This is a genomic window from Pirellulales bacterium (assembly GCA_035939775.1).
Classification (GTDB): Bacteria; Planctomycetota; Planctomycetia; order Pirellulales; family DATAWG01; genus DASZFO01.
Window position 1 is genome coordinate 15,610 of sequence record DASZFO010000059.1, and the last position, 23,061, is coordinate 38,670.

At 61.4% G+C, this 23,061-nt stretch carries 20 protein-coding genes; 9 read left to right on the plus strand and 11 right to left on the minus strand.

Annotated features, from left to right (window positions below; genetic code table 11):
- Positions 1 to 209: 209 nt before the first annotated feature.
- Both VGY55_02725 and VGY55_02730 read left to right on the plus strand, forming a co-directional pair.
- Positions 210 to 1,043 carry a PEP-CTERM sorting domain-containing protein gene (locus VGY55_02725; protein ID HEV2968875.1) on the plus strand — a complete coding sequence of 278 codons (834 nt, stop codon included), beginning with the start codon at positions 210 to 212 and terminating at the stop codon, positions 1,041 to 1,043.
- A 231-nt stretch (positions 1,044 to 1,274) separates the two neighbouring features.
- The gene (locus VGY55_02730) at positions 1,275 to 2,636 is read left to right on the plus strand and encodes a hypothetical protein (protein ID HEV2968876.1); all 1,362 of its coding nucleotides are present in this window, start codon (positions 1,275 to 1,277) and stop codon (positions 2,634 to 2,636) included.
- A gap of 53 nt (positions 2,637 to 2,689) precedes the next feature.
- Here the strand turns inward: VGY55_02730 and VGY55_02735 are convergent, their stop codons facing one another.
- Entirely contained in the window at positions 2,690 to 3,595 is a 906-nt protein-coding gene (locus tag VGY55_02735; GenBank protein ID HEV2968877.1) for a prepilin peptidase, read from the minus strand.
- 18 nt (positions 3,596 to 3,613) lie between these two features.
- Entirely contained in the window at positions 3,614 to 5,479 is a 1,866-nt protein-coding gene (locus VGY55_02740; protein ID HEV2968878.1) for a UbiD family decarboxylase, read from the minus strand.
- Between the two features lie 266 nt (positions 5,480 to 5,745).
- Here VGY55_02740 and VGY55_02745 point away from each other — a divergent pair, with 266 nt between their 5' ends.
- A complete protein-coding gene (locus VGY55_02745) occupies positions 5,746 to 7,200 on the plus strand; it encodes a leucyl aminopeptidase (GenBank protein HEV2968879.1) in 1,455 nt (484 codons plus the stop codon).
- Between the two features lie 2 nt (positions 7,201 to 7,202).
- Positions 7,203 to 8,513 (plus strand): lactate racemase domain-containing protein, encoded by a 1,311-nt coding sequence (locus VGY55_02750; protein HEV2968880.1) that lies wholly within the window; start codon positions 7,203 to 7,205, stop codon positions 8,511 to 8,513.
- Positions 8,514 to 8,516: 3 nt separating this feature from the next.
- On the opposite strand, the gene VGY55_02755 is transcribed toward VGY55_02750, so the two are convergent.
- Both VGY55_02755 and VGY55_02760 read right to left on the minus strand, forming a co-directional pair.
- A complete protein-coding gene (locus tag VGY55_02755; protein ID HEV2968881.1) occupies positions 8,517 to 9,116 on the minus strand; it encodes a response regulator in 600 nt (199 codons plus the stop codon).
- Positions 9,113 to 9,982, minus strand: a complete 870-nt coding sequence (locus tag VGY55_02760; protein ID HEV2968882.1) for an ATP-binding protein — start codon at positions 9,980 to 9,982, stop codon at positions 9,113 to 9,115. The genes VGY55_02755 and VGY55_02760 overlap by 4 nt, the downstream gene beginning before the upstream one ends.
- Positions 9,983 to 10,291: 309 nt before the next feature.
- Here VGY55_02760 and VGY55_02765 point away from each other — a divergent pair, with 309 nt between their 5' ends.
- Positions 10,292 to 11,089, plus strand: coding sequence for a hypothetical protein (locus tag VGY55_02765; protein ID HEV2968883.1), 798 nt, complete (start codon positions 10,292 to 10,294; stop codon positions 11,087 to 11,089).
- Between the two features lie 19 nt (positions 11,090 to 11,108).
- On the opposite strand, the gene VGY55_02770 is transcribed toward VGY55_02765, so the two are convergent.
- A complete protein-coding gene (locus VGY55_02770; protein HEV2968884.1) occupies positions 11,109 to 11,657 on the minus strand; it encodes a GNAT family protein in 549 nt (182 codons plus the stop codon).
- 124 nt (positions 11,658 to 11,781) lie between these two features.
- Between VGY55_02770 and VGY55_02775 the strand changes: the two genes are divergently transcribed.
- A complete protein-coding gene (locus VGY55_02775) occupies positions 11,782 to 13,029 on the plus strand; it encodes a DUF5009 domain-containing protein (protein HEV2968885.1) in 1,248 nt (415 codons plus the stop codon).
- A 51-nt stretch (positions 13,030 to 13,080) separates the two neighbouring features.
- Complete coding sequence (locus tag VGY55_02780) at positions 13,081 to 14,031, plus strand: ThuA domain-containing protein (GenBank protein ID HEV2968886.1); 951 nt, start codon at positions 13,081 to 13,083, stop codon at positions 14,029 to 14,031.
- Between the two features lie 66 nt (positions 14,032 to 14,097).
- On the opposite strand, the gene VGY55_02785 is transcribed toward VGY55_02780, so the two are convergent.
- From VGY55_02785 to VGY55_02810, 6 genes are all read right to left on the minus strand, one after another.
- Complete coding sequence (locus tag VGY55_02785; protein HEV2968887.1) at positions 14,098 to 14,496, minus strand: hypothetical protein; 399 nt, start codon at positions 14,494 to 14,496, stop codon at positions 14,098 to 14,100.
- Between the two features lie 9 nt (positions 14,497 to 14,505).
- Positions 14,506 to 15,138 (minus strand): RNA polymerase sigma factor, encoded by a 633-nt coding sequence (locus VGY55_02790; protein ID HEV2968888.1) that lies wholly within the window; start codon positions 15,136 to 15,138, stop codon positions 14,506 to 14,508.
- Between the two features lie 45 nt (positions 15,139 to 15,183).
- Positions 15,184 to 16,065, minus strand: coding sequence for a hypothetical protein (locus tag VGY55_02795; GenBank protein HEV2968889.1), 882 nt, complete (start codon positions 16,063 to 16,065; stop codon positions 15,184 to 15,186).
- 76 nt (positions 16,066 to 16,141) lie between these two features.
- Positions 16,142 to 18,259 carry a serine/threonine-protein kinase gene (locus VGY55_02800; protein ID HEV2968890.1) on the minus strand — a complete coding sequence of 706 codons (2,118 nt, stop codon included), beginning with the start codon at positions 18,257 to 18,259 and terminating at the stop codon, positions 16,142 to 16,144.
- A 177-nt stretch (positions 18,260 to 18,436) separates the two neighbouring features.
- Complete coding sequence (locus VGY55_02805) at positions 18,437 to 19,219, minus strand: FHA domain-containing protein (GenBank protein ID HEV2968891.1); 783 nt, start codon at positions 19,217 to 19,219, stop codon at positions 18,437 to 18,439.
- A 124-nt stretch (positions 19,220 to 19,343) separates the two neighbouring features.
- Entirely contained in the window at positions 19,344 to 20,144 is an 801-nt protein-coding gene (locus tag VGY55_02810) for a hypothetical protein (protein HEV2968892.1), read from the minus strand.
- A 312-nt stretch (positions 20,145 to 20,456) separates the two neighbouring features.
- On the opposite strand from VGY55_02810, the gene VGY55_02815 reads away from it, so the two are divergent.
- Together VGY55_02815 and VGY55_02820 are read left to right on the plus strand one after the other, a co-directional pair.
- On the plus strand, positions 20,457 to 21,737 hold the full coding sequence (locus tag VGY55_02815; GenBank protein ID HEV2968893.1) for a hypothetical protein: 1,281 nt from the start codon (positions 20,457 to 20,459) through the stop codon (positions 21,735 to 21,737).
- Between the two features lie 61 nt (positions 21,738 to 21,798).
- Positions 21,799 to 22,875, plus strand: coding sequence for a 3-isopropylmalate dehydrogenase (locus VGY55_02820; protein ID HEV2968894.1), 1,077 nt, complete (start codon positions 21,799 to 21,801; stop codon positions 22,873 to 22,875).
- Positions 22,876 to 23,061: the final 186 nt, after the last annotated feature.

Below are 23,061 nucleotides of genomic sequence, written 5' to 3' on the forward strand. Positions count from 1 at the left end.
ATTTTGTCGCTTAATAAAAAAAGTTCTTGCGTTGGCCGAAGAGAGCGTTACAATGCCGATAACCCTCATGGCTGGGTGCAAGCACCGCTACTAGGAACTTGATCGGGGACTGTCTTGCATCGTTTGCTTTGAGTTGCTGCCTGCTATTGTCGGGGTCGGCCGGTTAACAAGACTCGACACCAAGGATTAAATGGGTAGGAGGGCTGCTCGTGAAACGTCTACCAACCTATCTCGCGCCGATGGCGTGGGCCAAACCTTTGGCGCTCGTGCTGTTCGGTGCGGCGGTGTGCGTATTGGCGCAATCGCCTGCGATGGCCGCAGCGCCCCTTTTGGCGGGCGGGAGTGTTGTCAAACCGGCAGTTTCTCCGGGCTTTGGTTCGCCTTACACGGTGGAGCCGGCCGGTCAGCCCGTGCCTGCAAATTTCTCGAAGCTGGTTGTCACCACTCAGTTTCCTTATCTGTTCACCGCCACGCAAAACGGCGCTTTCAGTGGATCGGTAACGAGCAGCATCTGGCAGGATCCGACCACATCGAATCTGGCGTTCAGCTACAGTTTCAATAATTTGCAGACGTCTCTTTATGGCGGTCCCGCCGGTACCGATATCGTGCGAGTTACGCTCGACGATTCGACGCATCCGTGGTTTGGATTCAACATAACAGACTCCGGCGTCGGCACGCCCACTATCGGTCACTCCACCCCGCAGGGATCGATCTCATGGAATGATGGCGATCCGTTTGCTCTCGACCGCGACGCCACGTTCCAGAATCCGGACGTGCAATTTCGCGTTTTGGGTTTAGGCACGGCACTGCTCTCGGCGACGAGCGATGCTTCGGCCAACATTTGGTTCGCGACCAGCGCGAAAAACGCGTCGATCACCAACGTCGGATTTCTTGACGGTGGCAATACGGGCAGCGCCAAAGCGTATGCGCCGGGTCCGGGCAATGTCCTCATCATCCCGAGTCCCGAGCCGGCATCTTGGGTTTTGATGGCCATTGGCGGCATCGGGCTCTTTATGATTCGCCGACGCCGCCGTGGCAATTGACGGTTCCGCTTGCCCATCGCTAGCGATAGTCAGCAATACGAAAGACCGCCTCAGGGCGGTTTTTGCTTGCGCGGCAGGAGTCCGGCCGACGGACGCTCAGAAGATAGGCGGCGTCATGCTGACGACCCGCAAATCCGCGCACTTTCGCTAGCTTGACACTCTCCGTGGCCGCATTTAGTATGAAATCATCCCGTCGTGCCGTAAGTTCAAGGCGCCAAAGGTCGCTCGATCATGGAATATATCGTGCCCGGAATCTGTGGGTTGCTGCTCATCCTCGGGCTGGTGGCGATCGTCATGAGCCGGTCGAACTGGCGGATTCCGCAGATCGTTCTTTCGGCGTTCATCTTGATTTTTTCGCTAGCGTTCTTTTACTTGGCGGCCCGAACCCTAAAGACGCACGAGAATTGGGAACGGGAGATCAAGCAGTTTCAGGACGGCATCGCGCGGGCCCAAAACGGGGATCCGACGAAAGGCGAGCTGGGAATTCTTCAACTGACGAACGATCGAAATCAGTTAAAGCAGCAAGTCGCCGAGGCGATGGCCGAGCGCGGCCGGATGTGGCCCGATGCGCTCAAGGACAAAGTCAATCCGGCGGACGGCACGCTCGTCGCCTCGTTTGAGCAGCCTCCACCAGGATTGGAGCCAAAGGCGATCGTTTTTGTGTTCGAGCAAAACGACAAGGAAAAGGGTGGCCAGTATCTCGGCGAGTTTAGCGTCGTCAAGGTGGAGGGCAAGCAAGTGACCGCGGCGCCCGCCAGCACGTTGGTGCAGCGCGAGCTAAACCTGATCGCCGCCAGCAAGGGTCCCTGGGTGTTCTATGAGATCATGCCGATCGACAGCCACTCGCTGTTCGCCGAAACCGACCCCAGTGCATTGAAGGGCCTGTTGCCCGATCGCGATGTTCCCGCAGCCGAGCGCGATGAATACGCGCGTGACGGCAAGCCGGCGAAAGAGGGTGACCCGACGGATCGCGTTTCAGTGCTGGTGAAATTCACGAAGGCCTGGCCTGAGAATGCCGCCGCGCCGGCAGCGCCGGCCGACAACGCCGCGGGAAATGCGGCCGCCGCGCCGAAGGCCGCGGTCGCCGAACCGTCGTTCAGGCCGGGCGACGTGGCCTACTTCGATCCCGATGCGGCCAAGGATTTGGTGGAAAACAAGAAAGTTGCCGAATACGACACGAGCGATCCGGCGAAGGCGCGGATTTACGTCCGCCCGCTGCGCGATTATGCTCGGCTGTTCCGCGAGACGTATCGGCGGCGCAACGAGTTGTTCGCACTGTTGGCAGAAACCAAAGGCCAGGCCGACCGCGTGGCCACCGCCGTGGGACAAGTGCAAGACGACATCAAGGCCGCAGAAGCTGACAAGGAGGGCCTGTCAAAGGATCTGGCGAAGTTCAAATCCGAACTTGACGCGGTCGTGGCGTATCAGCAATCGCTGGAGGCCAAGCTGGCCAAAACCCGCGCCACGCTGTCCGAACTGTTCCGCTCGAATCTTCAATTGAGCGCCCAATTGGCCGATGCCGAGAAGAAAGCTGCCGAGGCGATCCACCGCCAAGCGCCTCCCGCCGAAGCCAGCGCTAGCCTCGGCCGCTGAACGGCCTTGGCCGCTGAACAGAGTTCAGAAACCAGCGGTCACAGATTAAAAGATTAGTTGCCAGGGGCCAGGGGAATAGACGGGGGGAAAAAGCGCGCGGCTAGGATCCAAGCCAGTCCGCCAATCAGCACAAACGTGCTCCAGCCGAGGCGCGCGACCGAGCGCTGGGGTTTTTTGAGCCTTCGAGCGGCGATCAGCGCGATGCCTGCGAACATTCCCACGGCGATCGCCGCGGCCCAGCCGAGAATCGCGCCGGTGCAGGCTAGAGATAGTGAGGCAACCGGGCCGCCGTCGTTGTCGGCGCTTCGGTAATCCCTTCGCAAGGCCATTGCATTGGCCACTACGGCCAGGATATGCCCGGTTGCCCATCCGGCGATCGACCCGGCGGCGGCAATCGCCAAACCTCGCCAAGCCGGGCCTTCCTGCCGTGCCGCTGGGAAAACCCCCGCCGCAATCAGGCCCACAAGGGTCGCAGCCCAAAAGACTCTTCGAGGCGCCCGTGCGCCGTCGAGTTCGATGAGCGCAGCACAGAACAGCGTGCAGAGCAGCCACAGATCGCCGGCATAGCGAATCACGATGTCGAATCCGGTGGGCATTGCCGCGGATCGCTCGGGATTCGCTGGCAGAGCAATCCGCGGCCGAACGTTCGCGGCAAACACCGCCACGAACAAAATCGCCGTTGCCAGCTCCACCAGTGGATAACGCGGGGAGATCTTCGCGCGGCAATCGTAGCATCGGCCCCCGAGGATCAGCCAGCTCACGATCGGCAGATTGTGATACCAGCGAATCGGATGTCCGCAAGCGGGGCAGCACGATCCCGGATGCGCGATGCTTCGTCCCGCCGGCAGTCGATAAGCGACGACATTCAAGAAGCTCCCAACAACGCCGCCAAGCGCAAACAGCCAGGCGACGAGAATCCAATCGAGGCGGACGATCCAGTCGATTATCGGGTCCATCATTGCGAACGGGGTCTTTTCCTAGATGATGCCGTGAAAAGGTCCGCCCGGCGCGGCCAACGCATCCACGCGGCGGCTGATGGCCGGGTCCTCCACGAGCGGCGGGGCGTGGTGCGGTTTCATCCGGGCATCGATCACGAGCGAACCGCGGCAGCCCCAGTGCTTGCGATCGATGAACTCGCCGATGCCGTGAACATCGGCCGCCGGATCGCTCCGCGTGAAGGTCACCCACAGGAAATTGCCGAGCGACGCGGCGGCGAAGTCGCTGTCGTCCACGATTACGACCAACGGAAATCGACTGATCGCGTCCTCGCAAGTATACGCCGAGCAGAACCGCTCGATTGCGGAATCTGTCACGCCGGCTTCGGAAAAACGGGGGCCTTCAATCGCCAACACGCCGGGCAAACAGAGCCGCGGATTGCGGAAGCCGCGCTCGTCGCCGCTTCCCGAGCCGATCCCGCTCGGTAGCCGCAGATCGCTGGGGATTTCCGCCGGCAGCTCGCGAACGGGCTTCCCCACAACTGCGATAACCAGCTTCGAACCCTCGTTCAGCGCGCCGCCCGAATAGTCGAGCGTGTCGATCGTCGTACAGGTCTGAAAGTGCAGGTCGCGCCGCCAATCGACGCGGGCCAGCATGTGTTGCAGGAACCGATCGATTTGATGAACGCCCAAGCTCGGATCGTCGTCGCCGTTGGCGATCCAAAGATACTTAGCCAGCGACATCTGCCCTTGGCCGAGGATGGCATTGGCTTGCGTCAGCAGTTCCTGCGGCCGAGCGCGCTCGCCATAGGGCACATACCGCTCGCTGCCAATCGCCAAGAGCAGGGGATGAACGCCCGCCGCGTCCACCGCGTGCACGGCGCGCAGGCCTGGAACCAGGCTCGGCACGATCGGGCCGGTGAGTTCGTGAATGAACTTGCCAAAGACCGTGTCCTCTTGGGGCGGACGACCAACCACCGTAAACGGCCAAATCGGATTCGGCCGATGATAGACCCGTTCGACCCGGAGCACCGGAAAATCGTGTGCAAGGCAGTAGTAGCCGAGATGGTCGCCGAACGGTCCCTCTGGCAATTGCCGGTCGGGATCGACCGTGCCGACGATGCAAAAATCGGCCTCTGCGTAGATCGGCAGTCCGTTTGGCTGGCGGACCATCGGAACGCGCCCCCCACTGAGCACGCCCGCAAACGACAGCTCGGAGACTCCCTCGGGCAGCGGCATCACGGCGGCGACCGTTAGGGCCGGCGCACCGCCGACGAACACGTTCACGCGCAGCGGCTCGCCGCGCCGAATTGCCGCGGCATGGTGCACACCGATGCCGCGATGAATCTGATAGTGCAGCCCGACTTCGGCGCCTCCGCGGTATTGCCCGCCGGAAAGTTGCACCCGATACATGCCGAGATTCGAGCGTTTGAAGCCGGGTTGCTCGGCATCTTCGGTGTAAACCAGCGGCAGCGTGATGAATGCTCCGCCATCGTCAGGCCAGGACTTTTGCTGCGGCAACTGGTCGATGGTCGATTCATGAGCAAGAACCGGCCCCTGCGACGCAAATCGCGGGAGCATCTTCGTCGCGGCCCAGGGGGCCGTGAAGTACCGCAACGGATGCCGCAGTCCGCGCGCCGGATCGAGCTTGAGTTCAATCAACCGCCGCACGTCGTCGAGCGTGTCGCGGAACAGGTAGTGCATCCGCTCGATCGTGCCGAACAGATTCGAGACCATCGGGAACCGGCAGCCCTTGACGCGAGCGAAATAAATCGCCGGTCCACCGGCGCGATACACGCGCCGCTGGATCTCGGCTGCCTCGAGGCACGGGTCGATTTCCGCATCGATCCGCACCAATTGCTTGGCGCCGGCCAGATCGTCGATACATTCTCGGAGGTTGCGATGCAAGGCAGGGGTCGGAGATCAGAGGTCGGAGGACGGAGATCGGAAGTCGGTGAATCCGCAAGCGGTCGGGTCCATCAAGCGGTTCGCTGACGCACGTGGGACGAAACTGGCGATGCGGGCCCCTCGAAATCATAGCCGCTCCGGCTACAATGTGGCAGGCGTCGCGGTTTCACCAATCTCGTAACCGACTTCGATCCCGGCCGTTCACCGTCGTCGCGCGCCGCTCTCGTTTTCCCGAGTCCCGAACCCCGAGACCCGAGCCCCCAACTATGAATCGCATCGACACACCTCTTCCCACCACCGACGCCGATGCCATTGTCGTCGGTGTTTTTTCGGGCGAAGCCCTGAGCGGCTCGTCCGCCGAAGCTGATCGCGCGACGGGCGGCCTTTTGGCCAAGCTCATCGAGCGAAAGGAGATCACCGGCAAGAAATTCGAGACCGTCGCCTTGCTAGCGCCATCGGGCGTCGCTGCGGGGCAAATCCTCGTCGTCGGCTTGGGCGAACGGGCGAGTTACGACGCCGGCACGGCCTATCGCGCCGCGGCGGCGGCCGCGAAGGCGCTCGCCGGCAAGCCGCGCGGCCGCGTCGCCTACTTTCTCGACGCCGGCGGTTCTCCCGCCCTGAACGAGGCCGCCGTCGCTGGTGCGATCGTGGGCTGCCAGGGTCAAGACCTTTATCGAGCCGAAAAGAAGCGGAACCCGCCAAAGGAGGTCCTCTGGTCCGGCGGCGATCCGGCCGCGATCGAGCGCGGTCGCATCATCGGCGATTGCGTGAACCTAACTCGCCGGCTGGTGAACGAACCGCCGCAGGATATGTACCCCGCCTCGTTTGCAGCCAAGGCCGAGGAGGTGGCCAAACAATATGGAATCAAGGCCGAGATTTGGGATCAAGCACGGCTCGAAAAGGAGCGGTGCGGATCGCTGCTGGCGGTCGCCAAGGGATCGAATCGTGAGCCCCGGCTGGTGATCCTCCGCTATCAAGGGGCCGAGCCAAACAAACCGCTGTTGGCGCTCGTCGGTAAAGGAGTGACCTTCGATTCCGGCGGCCTGTCGCTCAAGCCGTCCGATTCGATGCTAACGATGAAGTGCGACATGTCGGGCGCCGCCACCGTGCTCGGGGCGATGCAGGCGATCGCCCAACTCAAGCTGCCCGTGAATGTGGTCGGCTTGATGGGCTTGGTCGAGAACATGACCGGACCGGCAGCCTATAAGCTCGGCGACGTGCTCACCGCCCGTAACGGCAAAACGATCGAGGTCCACAACACCGACGCCGAGGGGCGGCTGGTGCTGGCCGACGTGCTCTGCGTCGCGGTCGAAACCGGCGCGGCGAAGATCATCGACCTGGCGACGCTCACCGGCGCCTGCGTCGTGGCCTTAGGAACCGACGTGGCGGGGCTGATGACCAACGATCAGGCTTGGTGCGAAGCAGTCGCCGCGGCGGCCCGCGCCGTCGGCGATCCGGCCTGGCAATTGCCGATGTTTCCTGAGTACGACGAGCAGATTCAGGGTGAAGTGGCCGACATCAAGAACGTGGGCGAAGGGCGCTGGGGAGGCGCAATCACGGCCGCCAAATTCCTCGAGCAGTTCGTGGATAAGAAACCCTGGACCCACATCGACATCGCCGGCCCGGCCTTCCTTGAAAAACCCAAACCCTGGCTCGACGCCGGCGCCAGCGGCGCCTTCGTCCGCACGCTGATCGAAGTTGCCCGAGGATGGAAAGGTTGACGATGCCTTGGATCGCGGAAAGTGCCGATGAGATCGGTTGGGACCGGCTCGAATCGCTGATGCGCGAGACGGTTGCGACGGCGCGGCGGAAGTTGTGCGACAAGCCGCGGCGAGTATTGCTGTTGCCGCCGGATATTACGCGGATGCATTCGGGGGCCGGGCGGATCACCGAGATTCTGTATAACCTGCTGGTGGACGAGGCGGAGGTTCACGTAATCCCGACGCTCGGGCAGCATGTGCCGCATTCGGTTGACCAAAATCGGCGGATGTTCGGTTCGATCCCGAACGAGCTAATCCACGCTCACGATTGGCGCGGCGGCTGCATTGCGGTCGGTGAGGTCCCAGCCCGAATGGTCGATCAACAGACCGATGGGTTGGCCGATTGGCCGTTGCCGATCGTGCTCAATCGGATGTTGATGGAAGGGCCGTGGGACTTGGTGATCAACGTGGGCCACGTCGTGCCGCACGAGGTGCTCGGGTTTGCCAACCACAATAAGAATTATTTCATCGGCCTGGGCGGCAAAGACCTGATCTGCGCCGCGCACATGATGGCCGCCGCCTGCGGGATCGAAAACAATCTGGGGAACCTCATCACGCCGCTGCGGGCTTGCTTCAATTGGGCGGAGGACCAGTATCTCTCGCAGCTCCCCGACCTATACGTGCAAGTGGTGCTGGCCCGCAATGCCGGCGGCCAGTTGGTCCACACCGGGCTATACGTCGGCGACGATCTGGAAACGTATCTCGCCGCAGCCCGCCAATCGCGCGAGCAGAATATCACGCTCCTCGACGAACCGATCGACAAGATTGTCTGCGTCATGCAGGGGGACGAGTTTTTCAGCACCTGGGTGGCCGACAAGGCGATCTACCGCACGCGGATGGCGCTGGCCGACGGCGGTGAGCTGGTGATCATCGCACCGGGGCTCAAGCGATTTGGCGAGCAGCCAGATGTCGATGCGCTGATTCGCAAATACGGCTACGTCGGCACCGAGCGAGTCATGGAGCAGTATCGCCGCAATGCCGACATGCAGGACCTGGCTCATGCCACGGCACATCTGATTCACGGCTCGACTGAAGGTCGCTTCACCGTGACCTATGCGCCGGGGCATCTCAGCCGCGCGGAGATCGAGCAGGTGAACTATCGGTACGCCGATATCGGCCAAATGATGGATCGCTATCAACCCAGCCGCCGCCAGCAGGGCTGGAACACGACCGACGACGGCGAGCGGTTCTATTTCATTCCCACGCCTTCGGCTGGGCTGTGGGCAACGCGGGAAAAACTCTTTAGCCGGCCAAGTGGTTTTGGAGAGGAGTAGTCCTTATTCGCCGGCCGCCGGCTGGAGCGCTTTCTCCGCGGTAACGATCATCTGGGCGATATCGACAAGTTTGCGATTCTGATCGCGGGCCAACTTTTGCAGGCGGCGGAATGCGTCCGGCTCGCTCAGATTCGCCCGGAGCATCAGGATTCCCTTCGCTCGCTCGATCAACTTGCGATCCTCCAGCGCCTGGCGAAGGCTATTGGCTTCGGTGCGCAGGGCCTTGAACTGGGCGAAGCGCTGAGTGGCGATCGCGATGGCCGGCTCGAGATCGGCCCGCTTGATCGGCTTGACGAGGTACGCCAGGATGTGGTCCTGTTCGGCCCGCTCGAACAATTCCGGATCGTAATACGCTGAAACGAGAATCACTGGCACCGGGCGATCACGATAGATTTCACTAGCGGCATCGATCCCGTCGAGTTCCGGCATCTTGATGTCGGTCACCACCAGATCCGGATGGAGTTCGTGGCAATGCGCGACCAACTCGCGGCCGTTCGTGGCGGTGGCGACGACTTCATGCCCCATGTCGGGCAACGTCTGTTGGAAATAATCGCGCATGTCGGCTTCGTCATCCGCAACGACGATTCGCAGACCCTGGGTCATGATTTCCTCCTGGGAAAAATTAAGACAAATTGGGCGCCTGCCCGAGAACCTGCGCCGAGCCGGATTTGGCCGCCATGGGCCTCGACGATTCGCTTCGTTAGAGCCAGGCCCAGGCCGGTTCCCCTGGTTCTCGTCGTGTAAAACGCGGCGAAGGCCTTGTCGCGATCGGCTGGGGCAAATCCTGGGCCGTTGTCCTGGAGCACGATTTCCAGCGCCGGTTGGCCGTTCAATTCCGAGTCGCGATAGCTCACGTCGATTTCGAGCGGATCGGGGCAAGCCGCCAACGAATTCTTCAGCAAGTGGCTGAAGACGATCGTCATCGCCCGCCGATCGATTTCGCCGGTTGGATCCGACCCAGTGTATTCTTCGCGCAATCGCGCGTTACGCCCGACCCGCAGCGATTCGAGTTCCAGCCAGGCTTGGCGGATGATCGGCGAAAGTGCATGCCGTTGGGGGTCGATCCGCAGTGGAGACGCGTAGTCGCGCACTTTTTCATAGAGTTGGTGCAGGTCGTTCTGGGCCTGCTGCACGCGGGCGATGAGGTCGAGCGCGGCGGGACGATCCTGCACTTCGCGGGCCAGCATTTCCAGACAGGCCTGGGCCCGCTGCAACGCATTGCGGCTTTCGTGGGCCATGGCGTTCATTGCAGCGCCGATCGCAGAGAGCCGCTCGGATTCGAGGAGCCGCTCGTGCTCGCTGTCCCGCTCGGCGACGACCTCCTTCGATTGCGGTTCGTGAGATGAATCTTCCGGCATCCGCTGGCATGTGCTCGCCCCGGCAGGCTGCCTGCCGCCGGCGGAGCGCTCGACTATCCGCGCCGCTGCCACACGCGATGATCGGCCCTCGCGGGCATCGTCGGTTTCCATAGTTTCCACCACGTTGGATCTGGCCTATTCATGGTCTAATCGTTCAAGCGGCGTCGTGGCCTCGATCTGAAGTGGACCGCAGCGGCCGACCGTTTCAAGAGTGGACCGCCGGATTCGCGCATTCTAACCTTCGGGAGTCCGACTTGGAAGCGGCGACTCGACTTGGCCCAATCTTTCGGTCGCGGAGCGGTTATTTGACAGCACGACTCGCGCAGTCCATGATTAATCTCAGCCGATCAGCAGTGGTGTCGGGGTCGCGAGCGCTAGTTCGAAGAATTACCCGGTTTGACCGGAAGGGCTCGAAGAGAAATGTTACCCAGCAGGCATGTTTGGCGCTTCGTGCTGGTTGCGCTCGGCAGCTCCCTTCTCGGCCATTTTATTGGGCGATCGCTGCACGCCGACTCGCCTCCCGCGAAGGAGATCAGCCCGGTGCTAATTCCGGGCGGCGTTGCCGATCCAGAAGGAAAATTCGGTTACGTTACGAATCCCAAAGGTGGCACGGACGCATTGCGGCTGGCGACGGGCGAATTGCTCTGGACAGTCAAGGAAGTTCGGCCGTTGATTGTCTCGGGGAACCGGTTGGTCGCTCAAGCTGCTGTCAAAGATCAGCCTAAGCAATTCATGTTGGTGGTCATGGATATTGCTCAATCGGGGGCCCGCTTGACTCGTTCGGAGCCATTGACCTTTCCGGAATGGGTGTCGATTGAGAGAGAGCTGTCTCATTCGTTTTCGACAGAATGCCGCGTCGTGGGCAACACATTGATCCTGAGCTGGCGAGCCGACGCCTGGTCGAGCGTAGGCTCCAGTCTTTTGTCCAAACCGGAAACCCCGCAGCGAACGGCAGCGTCCGGTAGAATCCAGATGGATCTTACGACCGGCAAGACGGTGTCGAAGCCCGACGAGAACCCGGTTGAACTGAACGGCCCAGCCGAACCACGCGATGTCACGCTGGGAACCTGCCGCCTCATGCTCGCCGAATCGGCTCAAGCAGGACAGGGCTTCAGCCGCAATATCAAGCGCTGGCTCCAGGCGATCGACGCCAAGAGCGGCAAGGTGCTCTGGGAACACAATCTCGCGCCCGAGGCCGTCATTCCGCCGGCGCATTGACCGATCGGGATCGAATCCTTCAAGCGGTGGAATTCGTCATTTCCTTGAGCAGTCCATAGAGCTTGACGTCGATTAGCCGCCCGTCCTTCTTGAGATGCCGGCGCAAGTATCCTTCGGGCTCAAAGCCGCACTTTTGGAGAACGCGCGCCGAGGCGTCGTTGAAGGAAAAGACATGGGCATCGATCTTCACGAACCCAAGCGTCTCGAAGGCGTGCCGGCAAATTGCCGCGACGACTGCCGTCATGATGCCGCGTCCCCAGTAAGGCTTTGCCAGCCAGTAGCCAATTTCGGAACGATGCGGCCCGAAAGCTTCAAAGCCGCGAAGGCCTGCCCCGCCGATGAGTTGCCCTGCCGCATTACGGATCGCCCAGTTTAGCGTTTGACCGTTCTGGCGCGTGGCCTGTTCGACAATCTCCAGCCATTTCTCGGCGTCGGCCAACGTATACGGATGCGGAATCCGCAACGTGCGCTCGTAGATTTCCGGCTCGGCGAGCCATTGGACGAGCGTTTCGAGATCGGACCGTTTGAAGTCCGTAAGCGAAATCTCTGGAGTGACCGTCAGGTTCATGGGAAGCCGGCAGAATGTTGCGCAACTGCGGGGCAGAGATAAGATTAGTAGACAACACGATTGACCTGCGGGTTCACCGTCGCGAGAGCGGCTTTTTCTTGGACCGCCGTGTACAATGTCCGGCATGGCAAGCGACGCTGCGCCAGCACTGAAGTCGATCCCACCGAAAGTTGAATCGAACGCGTCGGCCGGCGTCAAGCCGTTGGGCCGCGTCGGCTCGATCGACGCTTATCGCGGCTTGGTCATGCTGCTGATGATGGCCGAGGTTCTAGAGCTGCGGCATGTGGCCAATGCTTTGCCCAATAGCGGCTTCTGGAAGTTGCTGGCCTATCATCAAACGCACGTCGATTGGATCGGCTGTTCGTTGCACGATCTGATTCAGCCGTCGTTTTCGTTTCTGGTGGGTGTGGCGCTGCCGTTTTCGCTGGCGAAGCGGGCGGGAGAAGGGCAGCCGGCCTGGCGGCGCACGCTGCACGCCTTCTGGCGGGCGCTGGTGCTGGTGCTGCTCGGCGTGTTCCTGCGTTCGATCGACCACAAGCAGACGTACTGGACGTTTGAAGACACGCTCTCGCAAATCGGGTTGGGGTACGGGTTCCTGTATATTCTGGCCAATCGATCGGTCGCGGTGCAGTGGTCGGCGCTGGCCGTGATTCTCGTCGGCTATTGGGCGGCGTTCGCGGTGTATCCGTTGCCGGGAACCGATTTCGATTGGACCGCGGCCGGCGTGAGCGCCAAGGATACGGTCTGCCATCTCTCCGGCTTCGCGGAGCATTGGAGCCTGAATACGAACGCCGCTTGGGCGTTCGACACGTGGTTTCTCAACCTGTTTCCGCGGGAAGCGAAGTTCACGAACAACGGCGGCGGCTATGCCACGCTGAGCTTCATCCCGACGCTGGGGACGATGATCCTCGGCTTATTAGCCGGAGGCATGTTGCGAAGCGGTCGCCAGCCGCTGTTGAAAACTCGCTGGCTGCTAGCTGCGGGGATTCTCTGTCTTGCCGCCGGCTGGTTGCTGGGAGATGTCGGAATCTGTCCCGTGGTCAAAAGAATCTGGACGCCGAGCTGGGTGCTGTTCAGCGGCGGATGGTGCTTTCTTCTCTTGGCTGGGTTCTACCTGGTAATGGATATCTGGAACCTGCGCGGCTGGGCGTTCGCATTGGCGGTAATTGGGGCGAACTCGATCGCCGCCTATCTGATCGCGCATCTCTTTCCGCATTTCATCAAAGAGGCGCTGCCGCGGCATCTAGGTTCAGACGTTTTCAGTTCCTACGGCGTGGCTTATGAACCTCTGCTGCTTGGTTTCGGTATTTTGATCGTCGAGTGGCTGATTTTATTTTGGATGTATCGCCGGAAGGTTTTCCTGCGAATCTGAGATGTATCTTTTGGCTTTCAAACAATACCGAACTTCTCAGGAAATCTCGCCATGACAACTCGATTTCTGTTGCTTGCGGTCGCGCTTTTCCATGTTTCGTTTGGTCTGGCCGTAATTGCCGCTGAAGCGCCCGTGCGGGTCCTGATTTGGGACGAGCGGCAGCCAAAGCAGAAAGTGGCCTACGAAAACTTCCTCGGCAATGCCATCGCCGACTATCTGGAAAAGCAACCGGGAATCACCGTGAAATCGGTGGCGCTCGATTCGCCCGAGCAGGGGCTCGACTTGACGACGCTCGACGCGACCGACGTGATCGTCTGGTGGGGGCACGCGCGGCACGACAAGGTCACGGCTGAGCATACGGACGCCGTTGTGAAGCGGGTGCTGGACGGGCGGCTCGGATTCGTCGGACTGCACTCCACGCAGTTTGCCGCGCCGTTCATGCGGCTGATGTACGAACGGGCTAAGGCCGACGCGCCGAAGATGGTTCCCGAGGCGGACCGGGCCACGGCGAAGTTCGATTTCAGTCTGCTCGACCCGCCGCTCAAGCGCGAGAAGGTGAAGCGCGATCAACCTCTTACCCCGCGGCTCGAGAAGATCGGCGACAACACCTGGCGGCTGATCCCCCCGGCTTGCGTCTTTCCGAGCTGGCGCGAGGACGGCGCGCCAAGTCATGTGAAGGTGCTCTTGCCCGATCATCCGCTGGCCAAGGGGCTGCCGGCGGCATGGTACATACCGCATACGGAGATGTACGAGGCCCCGTTCCACGTTCCCACTCCCGACGCGACGGTGTTCGAAGAGCATTGGGACAAAGGGGAGCATTTCCAAAGCGGCCTCGTCTGGAAAATCGGCAAAGGGACCGTCGTCTATTTCCGCCCCGGGCACGAGACCTTTCCGGTTTACCGGCAGCAAGAAAACCTCCGCGTCGTCGAAAACGCCGTGCGTTGGCTCGGGCATCTCAAGGCTGAGACGGGAACGGCGGGCCGGTCAAGTTCAGCGCCCTGACGAGCGGATATGCCAAGCAACTCGAATCCTGGCGAATTCCGCTACGGGTTCCTGTCCTCGTGGGGATCACCGCTGCTTCAGATAGCCGGCGCTCGATTGCAGATACTTACGGCGGCGCTGGGCGACGACCGGGGTTGATTGCTGCTGCGATTGAAGATCGGCCAGGTTTGCCTGGCAGTAGCGGCAGCCGATGGTGTCGAGATGGAACCGGATATAGGCGGCCAAGTCGTCGGGAAGAATGCCGAGCAAATGGCTTCCCAATTGCTGCCGGGTCGGGCAACTGAGTCGGTTGCGCCGCCAAATCTCGCCGAGAGAATGCACTCCGGCATCGCGCCGGCCATGAATCGCCTCGAGCGCGCGGAGCAACTGCGGATCGCGGCGCAGGGCGTCTTCCACCGCCGCCATCCGCGCGACCGGCAGCGATTCGTCGAGGTAGGCTTCGAGTTCCGCGGTGGTAAAGCTCATGTCGAATCGCTAATTGGTCTCGTGCAGCTCGGGAAACAGGTCTTCCGACAATCGTTGCTTGCGGAGCGAGGAGCGGAGGCGTTCCAGGAATTCGAACTTCTGATTGGCCACGGCTTGCTCGGAAATCCCCAACTCCGCGGCCGCACGCTTATTCGGCCAACCGGCGACGAACAGCAGCTCCGCGCACTTGATCTTCTCCCACTCGTCGCGACTCGTCCAGCGCTCGATCTGCTCGGCGATCGCTCGAGCCAGGGCGGCGGCCTCGACGCCCCGCCGCTCTCCGCTGCGAAGAATGCTGCTCGCAGGGCGGTCTTTCGCGGGTAGATCGATCTGGCCGAGGCTCGATTGGCCCGTGACCAGCGGCAATGCGGGTCGCCGCCCCTCGCGGCGAAAGTAATCGGTCAACTTGTGGGCCGCGATCGAGAACAAATAGCCCTCGAGCGGCCGCGAGGCGTCGTAATTCGGCAGGCTCGTGAGAAAGCCGATGAACGTCTCCTGCACGACATCCTCGCCGGCATTGCGGCGCCCGACGCGCGATTCGACAAACGCCAGCAGTCGTCCTTCGAATCGGGCGATCAATTCTTCCCACGCCTCCAGTTCGCCGGCTTGAATGCGATCGATCAAAACAGCGTCGGACGACATAAGTCAAGTACGAAGGACGAAGGACAAAGTACGAAAGGAAGGGCGTCAACGATTGATGACCGGAGTGCCGCGGGGGGCGCCTCGTTTGAGGAGCGAGTAAATTCCGCCGAGCAGGGCGAGCGCGAGCGCGGTGCCGGCAGCCGCATAGTGTAGCCGGCCGCCGACCGTTGCCTCTCGCGCGCGATCGATCAGGTCGCCGCGGACCTGGCTATCGAAGACCAAGAGTGCATGAAGCTGGTTCATCGGAGCGACGGTGCTATTGACCGTCTCCCAGTACGTGTCCTTGACAAGCTGCGAGTTGACGTAATCGGGTTCCAGCACGATTTCTTGCCCCGTCGCTTCGGGAATATAATCGGCGACATATTTGTTGACGGCGTCGTTAATCGCCAGGATGATCGCCCGTTCGCATTCCGCTTCCGTGAGATAGGGCCCAGAGCTGACGCCGGTCTCGAAAACCTGTTGGCCATTGTCGAGCGACGTGCGGTGCAGCGCGCGGCCGAGCCAATCGGGACGCCGCCTCGGCGCGGATGGCGGTGAAGCTGACGCGGTAGGTGGCGAGGATATCGTCGCCGCCTCGGCCGATTTTCCGGCGGAATTGGAATCCAATCGCGGCGCGGCATCGGCTTGCTTCCGCTCGCGGTCGGAAGTCACTCGCTCGCGCTCGAGGTTCGATTGCCGCATCCGCTCTGCTTCTTGCGTCACTGCTTCTTGCGTCGCGAAATGGGCGTAGTCCTGGCGCAACGACACGCGGGTCGCGAAATAACCGGCGAACACGAAGAAACCCACGCCGAGCACGAACAGGAGGATGCCGAACACCGGCTTCCAATGATGGTGGTTAAACATCCAAACGATGCCAAACAGCACCAGGACGGCCACGAAGAGCACCATCGGAATACCGAATGTCCGGATTGGTGTAGTGGGATCCATTTTAGTACGCCTCCGACTATCCGCGCCGACACAATGCGTGCCGGCTTGCTTCGGCACGCCGAGCGTGCCCTACTTGTCACTTGCCACCGGTCGCCTGCCACTCGATGCGTCCTCGGTCGCGCGGCGGAATCCATACGCCGGCCATTTGCACGGCGATCGAGATCGTCGCGGCGAGCATCAGGCCCCAGGGCTGTGGCAACGGCCACAGCGTGTTCGCCACGCCGGCCCAAAATACCGTGACCGCGACTGACCAAATTCGCAATCGCGAGCGACGCAGCGGGTCCGCCTGCCGCCACCATCGCAAGACAAAGAATAAGAATCCAAAGTACGTCAAGAATGAATACACCGACGGCGCGCCATAGGCATCTTGCCATTGCCCCTCGTTCGCCATCGAGGGAATGAATAGGTGCCCGGCACTAATCGGCCACGGCAAATGACGGTTCATTTCATAGGGTAAATGCACGAGCAAACCCGTCTGAACTCCGTAGGCGGCGGCGCCCAACAGCAGCCCGACCGCCAGCATCACGAACCGCCGCAGCGTGGTGTCTTCTCGGCTTCCCTGCCAAAGCTTAGCGGGGATCAGAACGCCCCAGGCCCCGACGATCGCCGAGAGCGCAAGCCAAGCGTATTGGTTCAAATTCGATTGGACGGATGGGCCGTGGATTCCGCCGCGGACGAGAAACATCACTAGAGCCACGAAAATCGCGACAATCGCCCCAGCGAACATCGAGCCGACCAATTCCGTCGCCCGTTGCCTCCCGGTCAACGGAGGCAGCGACGTCCCGCCATTTTGCCAGCGCTGGAAGGTCGGGCCGCCGCGCCCCCATGTCTTGGGATTCATCGCGATCGGGGGAGCCGCGGAGCCGGCCCCTGGCTGAATGTTCGATGCTGCACGGCGTTGCTTCTTAAATGCAAGGGCCCACACGACCCAATAGACTCCATAAAACACGGATAGCACTGCGAGGGTTGGAAGCCAGATCAATGCGGTTTTCAGCAACAAAACCAATGCGGCGATCAGAATGATGAGTCGCTGCCAGGCGAGAAGATTCGACCGGTCCCACCAGCGGCGCACGTCGAACCATGTGGTCCGAACCAAACGCCACAGTGGCTCCTCATTTCCCGCTGGAGGAATCACTTCGGCGCGAATTGGCGGGTCGTCTACGGCGCCATTGTGGAACGCCGCAGCGACTGCGGGCCCGTCGGCCGGATGAACGGCAGCGGCAACCGGCGCAGCGGCGACGGGCACGCCGGCGACTGGCAAACCGATAGCGATTGGCGAGCCGGTCTTTACCCCCCCAGCCGCCACCAAAGTCGGCGGCAGCACGGCACAACGTTGCGGATCGGCGTAGCCGCCACCTGATCGCGGCAACAAGGCCATCAGGTCCCCCACCGAACGCACGCGCTGCTCGGGGTCTTTCGCCAGCGCCCGGGCGATTGCCGTTCGGTACGGCTCCGCGATCATCGACAAATCCGGCTGCGCGGTGAGATGCTTCATCAACACCTCGCCCAAGCTCTCGCCGTCGAACGGCACGTGGCCAGTGATCATCTCGTAGAGCACAATGCCTAGAGCGTAGATATCGACCTCTTTGCCATACCGGCCGTTGGCCACTTCAGGGGCCATATAATGCACGGTGCCGACGCTCCCCGTCTGTCCGCTGCGGCGACTGCACGAGATGAATTTCGATAGCCCGTAGTCACCGATTTTGACGGTCCCATCTTCGCAAAACACGTTGCCCGGCTTGAGGTCGCGATGGACGATGCCGTGATCGTGAAGATACGCCACGCCGGCACCGATCCCTTGCATCCATTGCATCACTTGCTCGACCGGCAATCCACTCGGATGCGAGGCCAACACCTCTTGCAGACATTGGCCGCTGACATACTCCATGACAACCCAGGTCTCGCCCTGATCGTCCTGACGGATATCGAACAGCGAGACTAGGTTCGGATGCTTGAGGTTAAGGCATTGGGTGACGCCGCGCAGCTCGATGTCCAGATTGCGGCGAACGAGCTTGAGAGCAACCTCCTTGCCGGCGTCGCTTACCGCGTAATAGACCTCGCCGAACCCGCCATGACCGACGCCCCGCTTGATCGTGTATCCATCCAGAGGCCGGGCGCCGCTGGCAAACGCAAAGCGCGCGGCGCCGGGCGCAGGAGCGGAATTTTCGGTCGGCTGGGTCGCATGGAGGTTCATCGCGTCCTCTTTCGCAGATTCCAGCGTAACCATTGGATAGTCCCTGTGCAAAGTCGCACTCGTTCAATCGACGTTTCACACCGCTTGCGCTCTTCTCGTCCAGTTTTTTTACTCGTTCACGCGCGTCGCAAGCGATCGCGGCTAAATGTTCATGCGGATCACGCTTTCACGACGCTGTCAACACTCCTCGAGCGTAAATGCGAAGTCGCTGCCCTCCACGCGTGATTTGGCGGTCAGCGGGCCTCGCCCCTCATGTCCCTTGCCGTCGATCCGCATCTGTCCCGCCGTCCGGCACGCCAAGCCGGTCCCTTGCCGGAACAGAACCACGTCGCCCGCCAAATCTCGGGCGACGACGTGACTCTGCGGGCCAGGGCCGACGATGCACGAATCGGCCATCAGTAGCACGCCGTCCAAGGCGGGCAGCGTGCGATGTGGACTCATCAGCTCCAGCCGCGCCGTGAAACTGAGCGGATGCGGGCGGCGAAACCGCAGCCGCACCCCGTTGCCCAGCTCGATCACCCGGCCGTCGGCAAGGGTCGTCGGCCGTTCAATCGCTCGGCCGTCAACCTTCACCATCCGCACCGGGTCGATCACATATCCCTCCTCGTCGCGATGGATCAGCGCATGCCGCCGCGACAGATCGCCCAAGATCGGCACGTCGGGAGAGTTTTCCGACGCGGCTTGCCCCAACACGATCTCGTCGCCGAGGCAAACGAGAAAGCCGCCGACCGCGTCGATCCAAAGGCGAAATCGTTGCTGTCCGGAAGTCGTTGCCATGGTAGTCGGCCGAATCACGGTTCGATCCTTCGTGGCAAGAAACGGCATGAGGAGGCGTCGCCAGGCCGCACCGTCGTTTGAGCCAGCCGTTCGCAGTTGTTCGGCCACCGCTCGCACTTCGCTCCAGCGCTGCCTGAGCAGCGCTCGTTGCAATCGCTCGGCTAGCTGGCGTCGATCGTACATTTTAGCAAGGGTCAGGGGTCGAAGGTCAGGGGTCAGGGAGAGTGAGGCTGCTGGAAGCAGTCGGCGCTCCAATCGCCGTTCGACTGGGGCGTGCCTTTGGGCTTTGCCCCAGCCGGCCAACCCTTTATTTCTCCACCTTAGCGACCTTGACCGGATCATGGCCGGGGCCGAAGTAATCGGTCACCTGATCGACGATATTGGCCGGCGTCGCGGAATCGAGCGGAATTCCATCGTTTAGGTTGCTCTCGGCGTTGACCATTTTCTCCGCGACTTGCAGCCGCGTCCGCAGATCGGTCACGAGTTCCTTCACCTGGCCCAACTGGCTGTCGTCGAATTGATAGTTGCTCGTGGTTTCGGCCACTTCGACCATCTTCTTGCGGGCTTCGAGGTTCTCGACATCGACCTCCAATTGCCGCTTGGCCGCGAGCATTCCCTCGAGCTTCTGACGGGCCGCGTCGAGGCTCTTTTGCCGGGCCTTCTCGATCTGCTGCAAACTCGTGAGCGTGGCGTCGTTCGTCTTGAACCGCTCGAAACGGTTCGCCAAATCCGACTTCACTTCGGCCACGGTGTACACCCGGCCGCCGTAGTTGTACGTTTGCTGCGCACTCTCGGCGTCGGTCTTCAGGCGGAGCAGCTCTTTCTTGTCCTTTTCGAGCTTCTGCTGATTGTCGGCAATCTGATGCTCGAGTTGATCGACGGCCACTTCTTCCTGGGCGATGACGTGCATGTTGTGCTGGATGTCGGGCACGAGGTCCTTGACCATTTTCCTGGCCCGATCGAGTTCGAAGCTGATCGGCACGCTTTCCTTGATCGAATCCTTGATCCGGCCGACGGTCGTGCGCATATAGCTGGCGGCGTCGCGGCCGAAGAAGAACGTCCCTAGGAGCACCAACCCAACCGCTGTGAAAACTACCCGCTTGATCATGATCGCACCCTCCTTTTCAAGGATTTCCGGCAACTGGACTGCAAACTTCTCGGCGGCGAGCCACATCTCGGCCGTCACAGAGGTTGTTCGCCCGAGCGCAAGTCATCTTGGAAATCTCTTGGAAAGTTTTTCAAGTTTCCGGATCAGAAGCGGAAACGCGGAGAGCGCCGAGAATGCGGAGAAGGCAAAGTGGTTTCGTGTTTCCTCTGCGATCTCAGCGACCTCCGCGTTTCAAAACCTGGATCGGAGTCAGTGTGAGGGGCCTAGCAGTTCCCGGCTGTGGTAGAATCGGTGCGAGGAGCCGTGGTGAAAATGTCGGAAGTCGATGCGCAAGCTCTGGTTGCCAAAACCCACGCCGGCTCGACGCGGCTGGTAATGGCAATCACCGGGGGCGGGAGCCGGGCGATCGCCGAGCTGCTCGAAGTTCCCGGCGGCTCTAGGACGCTTTTGGAGGCGGTCGTACCCTATTCACTGCTTGCAGTAACGCAATGGCTCGGCGGAGTACCGGAACACTTCTGCTCTGCACGAACGGCGCGAGCCATGGCGATGTCTGCGTTCTTGCGAGCGCGGCGCCTGTCTTCTCTCGGTCCTGGCGAACTGACGGGCGAAGGAGAAATGTTTGTAGGTTCCCCTCACCCTCGCCCTCTCCGAGAGGGAGAGGGAACTGTTGGACGACCGCTTCCCGACCGAGAAAGATCCGCGTCAAGGCTAGTTGCGGGCATCGGCGGCACTGCCAGCCTGGTCAGCGAAAGGCCGAAGCGGGGAGCACACCGAGTCCACGTCGCCTGGCAAAGCAATTCGACGACTGCGACCTACTCGTTGGAACTCACCAAGGGGAGCCGGAGCCGCCTGGAAGAAGAGCAAGTGGCCGCCCGGCTCGTTCTTAATGCCACGGCCGAAGCTTGCGGCCTGAGCGATCGTTTGTCGCTCGGAACGCTAGGCGACGAACCCCTGACGGTCTCAAGGACCGACGCGCCGCGCGTCTGGCAGAACTTGCTTATCGGAAAGACGCTGGCCGTACGGCACCAAAATGGTTCACCTGGCGCGATAACGTCTACCATCGGCGCGGCAATGGCCGGTCGGCGAGCGGTGTTCCCCGGCGCCTTCAATCCGCTTCACGAAGCTCATCGGCGGATGGCCGAATTGGCCGAGACGATTCTCGGCCTGCCCGTCGAATTCGAGATTTCGATCGATAACGTGGACAAGCCCCCGCTCGATTTCACCGAGATGGACGAGCGGTTACGCCAATTCTCAGCCGGGCAGACCCTTTGGTTTACGCGCGCACCGACGTTCGACCGCAAATCCGGATTGTTCACGAACACCACGTTTATCGTCGGGGCCGACACGATCCGCCGCATCGCCGATCCACGCTACTATGGCGACGATCCGACCGCGGCCGCCGCGGCGACCGAACGGATTGCCCAGCGAGGCGGCCGGTTCCTGGTCTTCGCACGCGTCTGCGACGGCCGGTGTGATACACTCAGCCAACTGAGCCTGCCCGACTCCCTTCGACAACTATGCACCGAAGTGCCAGCCGATCAATTCCGCCTCGATGTCTCCTCGACGGCGCTGCGAGATCGCCGGAGCTTGTGACGCCGGCGAGTCACTGATAAAATCGCGAGTTTGATTTATCGCTAATCGCTGAGATGCCACTTTGAACACGACCCAGAAACTCAAGATCGCCGTCATTGGCGGCGACGGGACCGGACCCGAAGTCACTGCCGAGGCGATCAAGGTGCTCGCGGCGGTTGCCGGGCTGGAAAAGTTCGGTTACGAATTGCAGCATTACGATTTTGGCGGCGAGCGCTATCTGCGCACCGGCGAGACGCTCCCGAAGGGGGCCGTGGAGGAACTGCGAAAGTTCAACGCCATTTTCCTCGGCGCCGTCGGCCATCCCGACGTGCCGCCCGGCGTGATGGAAAAGGGGTTGCTGCTGGAACTGCGGTTCCAGTTGGATCAGTACATCAACCTCCGCCCGGTCAAGCTATTTCCGGGCGTCGAAACGCCGTTGCGCGACAAGGGGCCGGCGGACATCGATTTCGTCGTGGTCCGCGAGAACACGGAGGACCTCTATTGCGGCGTCGGCGGTTTCCTGAAGAAGGGCACTCCCGATGAGGTAGCCAGCCAGACGGCCGTTTACACGCGCAAAGGCTGCGAGCGCTGCATCCGCTGGGCCTTCGACTACACCCGGCGGCGGAACAATCCCAAGGGAAAAATGCTCACGCTCGTGGCCAAGACCAACGTGCTCACCTTTGGCCACGATCTCTGGTGGCGCACGTTTCAGGAAGTCGCTCGCGAATATCCCGACGTCAAGGCCGACTACAACCACGTCGACGCCTGCTGCATGTGGATGGTGAAGAACCCCGAGTATTACGACGTGATCGTGACCACGAACATGTTTGGCGACATTATCACCGATTTGGGCGGCATCTTGCAGGGCGGAATGGGCGTGGCGGCCGGCGGCAACATCAATCCCGACCCGGGCGGAGTGAGCATGTTCGAGCCGATGGGAGGCAGCGCCCCGAAATACACAGGCCTGAATGTCATCAACCCGATCGCCGCCATCAACGCCATGAGCATGTTGCTCGAGCAGACCGGCCACGCCAAGGCCGCCGACCGAGTGATGCGGGCAATCCAATCCGTGACCGGTACGAAGATGAAAAGCCAGGCCGCCGGCAAAATGGGCCACGGCACCCGCGAAGTCGGCGATCTCGTGGTGCAGGCTCTTTAGATAAGAAGCCCTGCCGAAATCGGGTGGAACGAGCGAGTCAATCCGGGGTGCATTCCTTACTTTGCGCAATCAGGCGGCGGTCTGGTAGCGGTTGCTGCCGTTTTGACGGGATTGCCAGCGTTGCCAAAAACGTTCCATCGGCTGGCTGTCGCTGAGCGTATCGGCTCGTAATTGCAGAACTGCTTC

Excerpts from the sequence above, each read along its gene's own strand:
- VGY55_02810 (HEV2968892.1), bottom strand. The coding sequence starts at position 20,144 with ATGATCAAGCGGGTAGTTTTCACAGCGGTTGGGTTGGTGCTCCTAGGG.
- VGY55_02760 (HEV2968882.1), bottom strand. The coding sequence starts at position 9,982 with ATGGAAACCGACGATGCCCGCGAGGGCCGATCATCGCGTGTGGCAGCG.
- VGY55_02755 (HEV2968881.1), bottom strand. The coding sequence starts at position 9,116 with ATGACCCAGGGTCTGCGAATCGTCGTTGCGGATGACGAAGCCGACATG.
- VGY55_02815 (HEV2968893.1), top strand. The coding sequence starts at position 20,457 with ATGTCGGAAGTCGATGCGCAAGCTCTGGTTGCCAAAACCCACGCCGGC.
- VGY55_02805 (HEV2968891.1), bottom strand. The coding sequence starts at position 19,219 with ATGTACGATCGACGCCAGCTAGCCGAGCGATTGCAACGAGCGCTGCTC.
- VGY55_02780 (HEV2968886.1), top strand. The coding sequence starts at position 13,081 with ATGACAACTCGATTTCTGTTGCTTGCGGTCGCGCTTTTCCATGTTTCG.
- VGY55_02785 (HEV2968887.1), bottom strand. The coding sequence starts at position 14,496 with ATGAGCTTTACCACCGCGGAACTCGAAGCCTACCTCGACGAATCGCTG.
- VGY55_02775 (HEV2968885.1), top strand. The coding sequence starts at position 11,782 with ATGGCAAGCGACGCTGCGCCAGCACTGAAGTCGATCCCACCGAAAGTT.
- VGY55_02745 (HEV2968879.1), top strand. The coding sequence starts at position 5,746 with ATGAATCGCATCGACACACCTCTTCCCACCACCGACGCCGATGCCATT.
- VGY55_02795 (HEV2968889.1), bottom strand. The coding sequence starts at position 16,065 with ATGGATCCCACTACACCAATCCGGACATTCGGTATTCCGATGGTGCTC.
- VGY55_02730 (HEV2968876.1), top strand. The coding sequence starts at position 1,275 with ATGGAATATATCGTGCCCGGAATCTGTGGGTTGCTGCTCATCCTCGGG.
- VGY55_02765 (HEV2968883.1), top strand. The coding sequence starts at position 10,292 with ATGTTACCCAGCAGGCATGTTTGGCGCTTCGTGCTGGTTGCGCTCGGC.
- VGY55_02735 (HEV2968877.1), bottom strand. The coding sequence starts at position 3,595 with ATGATGGACCCGATAATCGACTGGATCGTCCGCCTCGATTGGATTCTC.
- VGY55_02750 (HEV2968880.1), top strand. The coding sequence starts at position 7,203 with ATGCCTTGGATCGCGGAAAGTGCCGATGAGATCGGTTGGGACCGGCTC.
- VGY55_02800 (HEV2968890.1), bottom strand. The coding sequence starts at position 18,259 with ATGAACCTCCATGCGACCCAGCCGACCGAAAATTCCGCTCCTGCGCCC.
- VGY55_02790 (HEV2968888.1), bottom strand. The coding sequence starts at position 15,138 with ATGTCGTCCGACGCTGTTTTGATCGATCGCATTCAAGCCGGCGAACTG.
- VGY55_02770 (HEV2968884.1), bottom strand. The coding sequence starts at position 11,657 with ATGAACCTGACGGTCACTCCAGAGATTTCGCTTACGGACTTCAAACGG.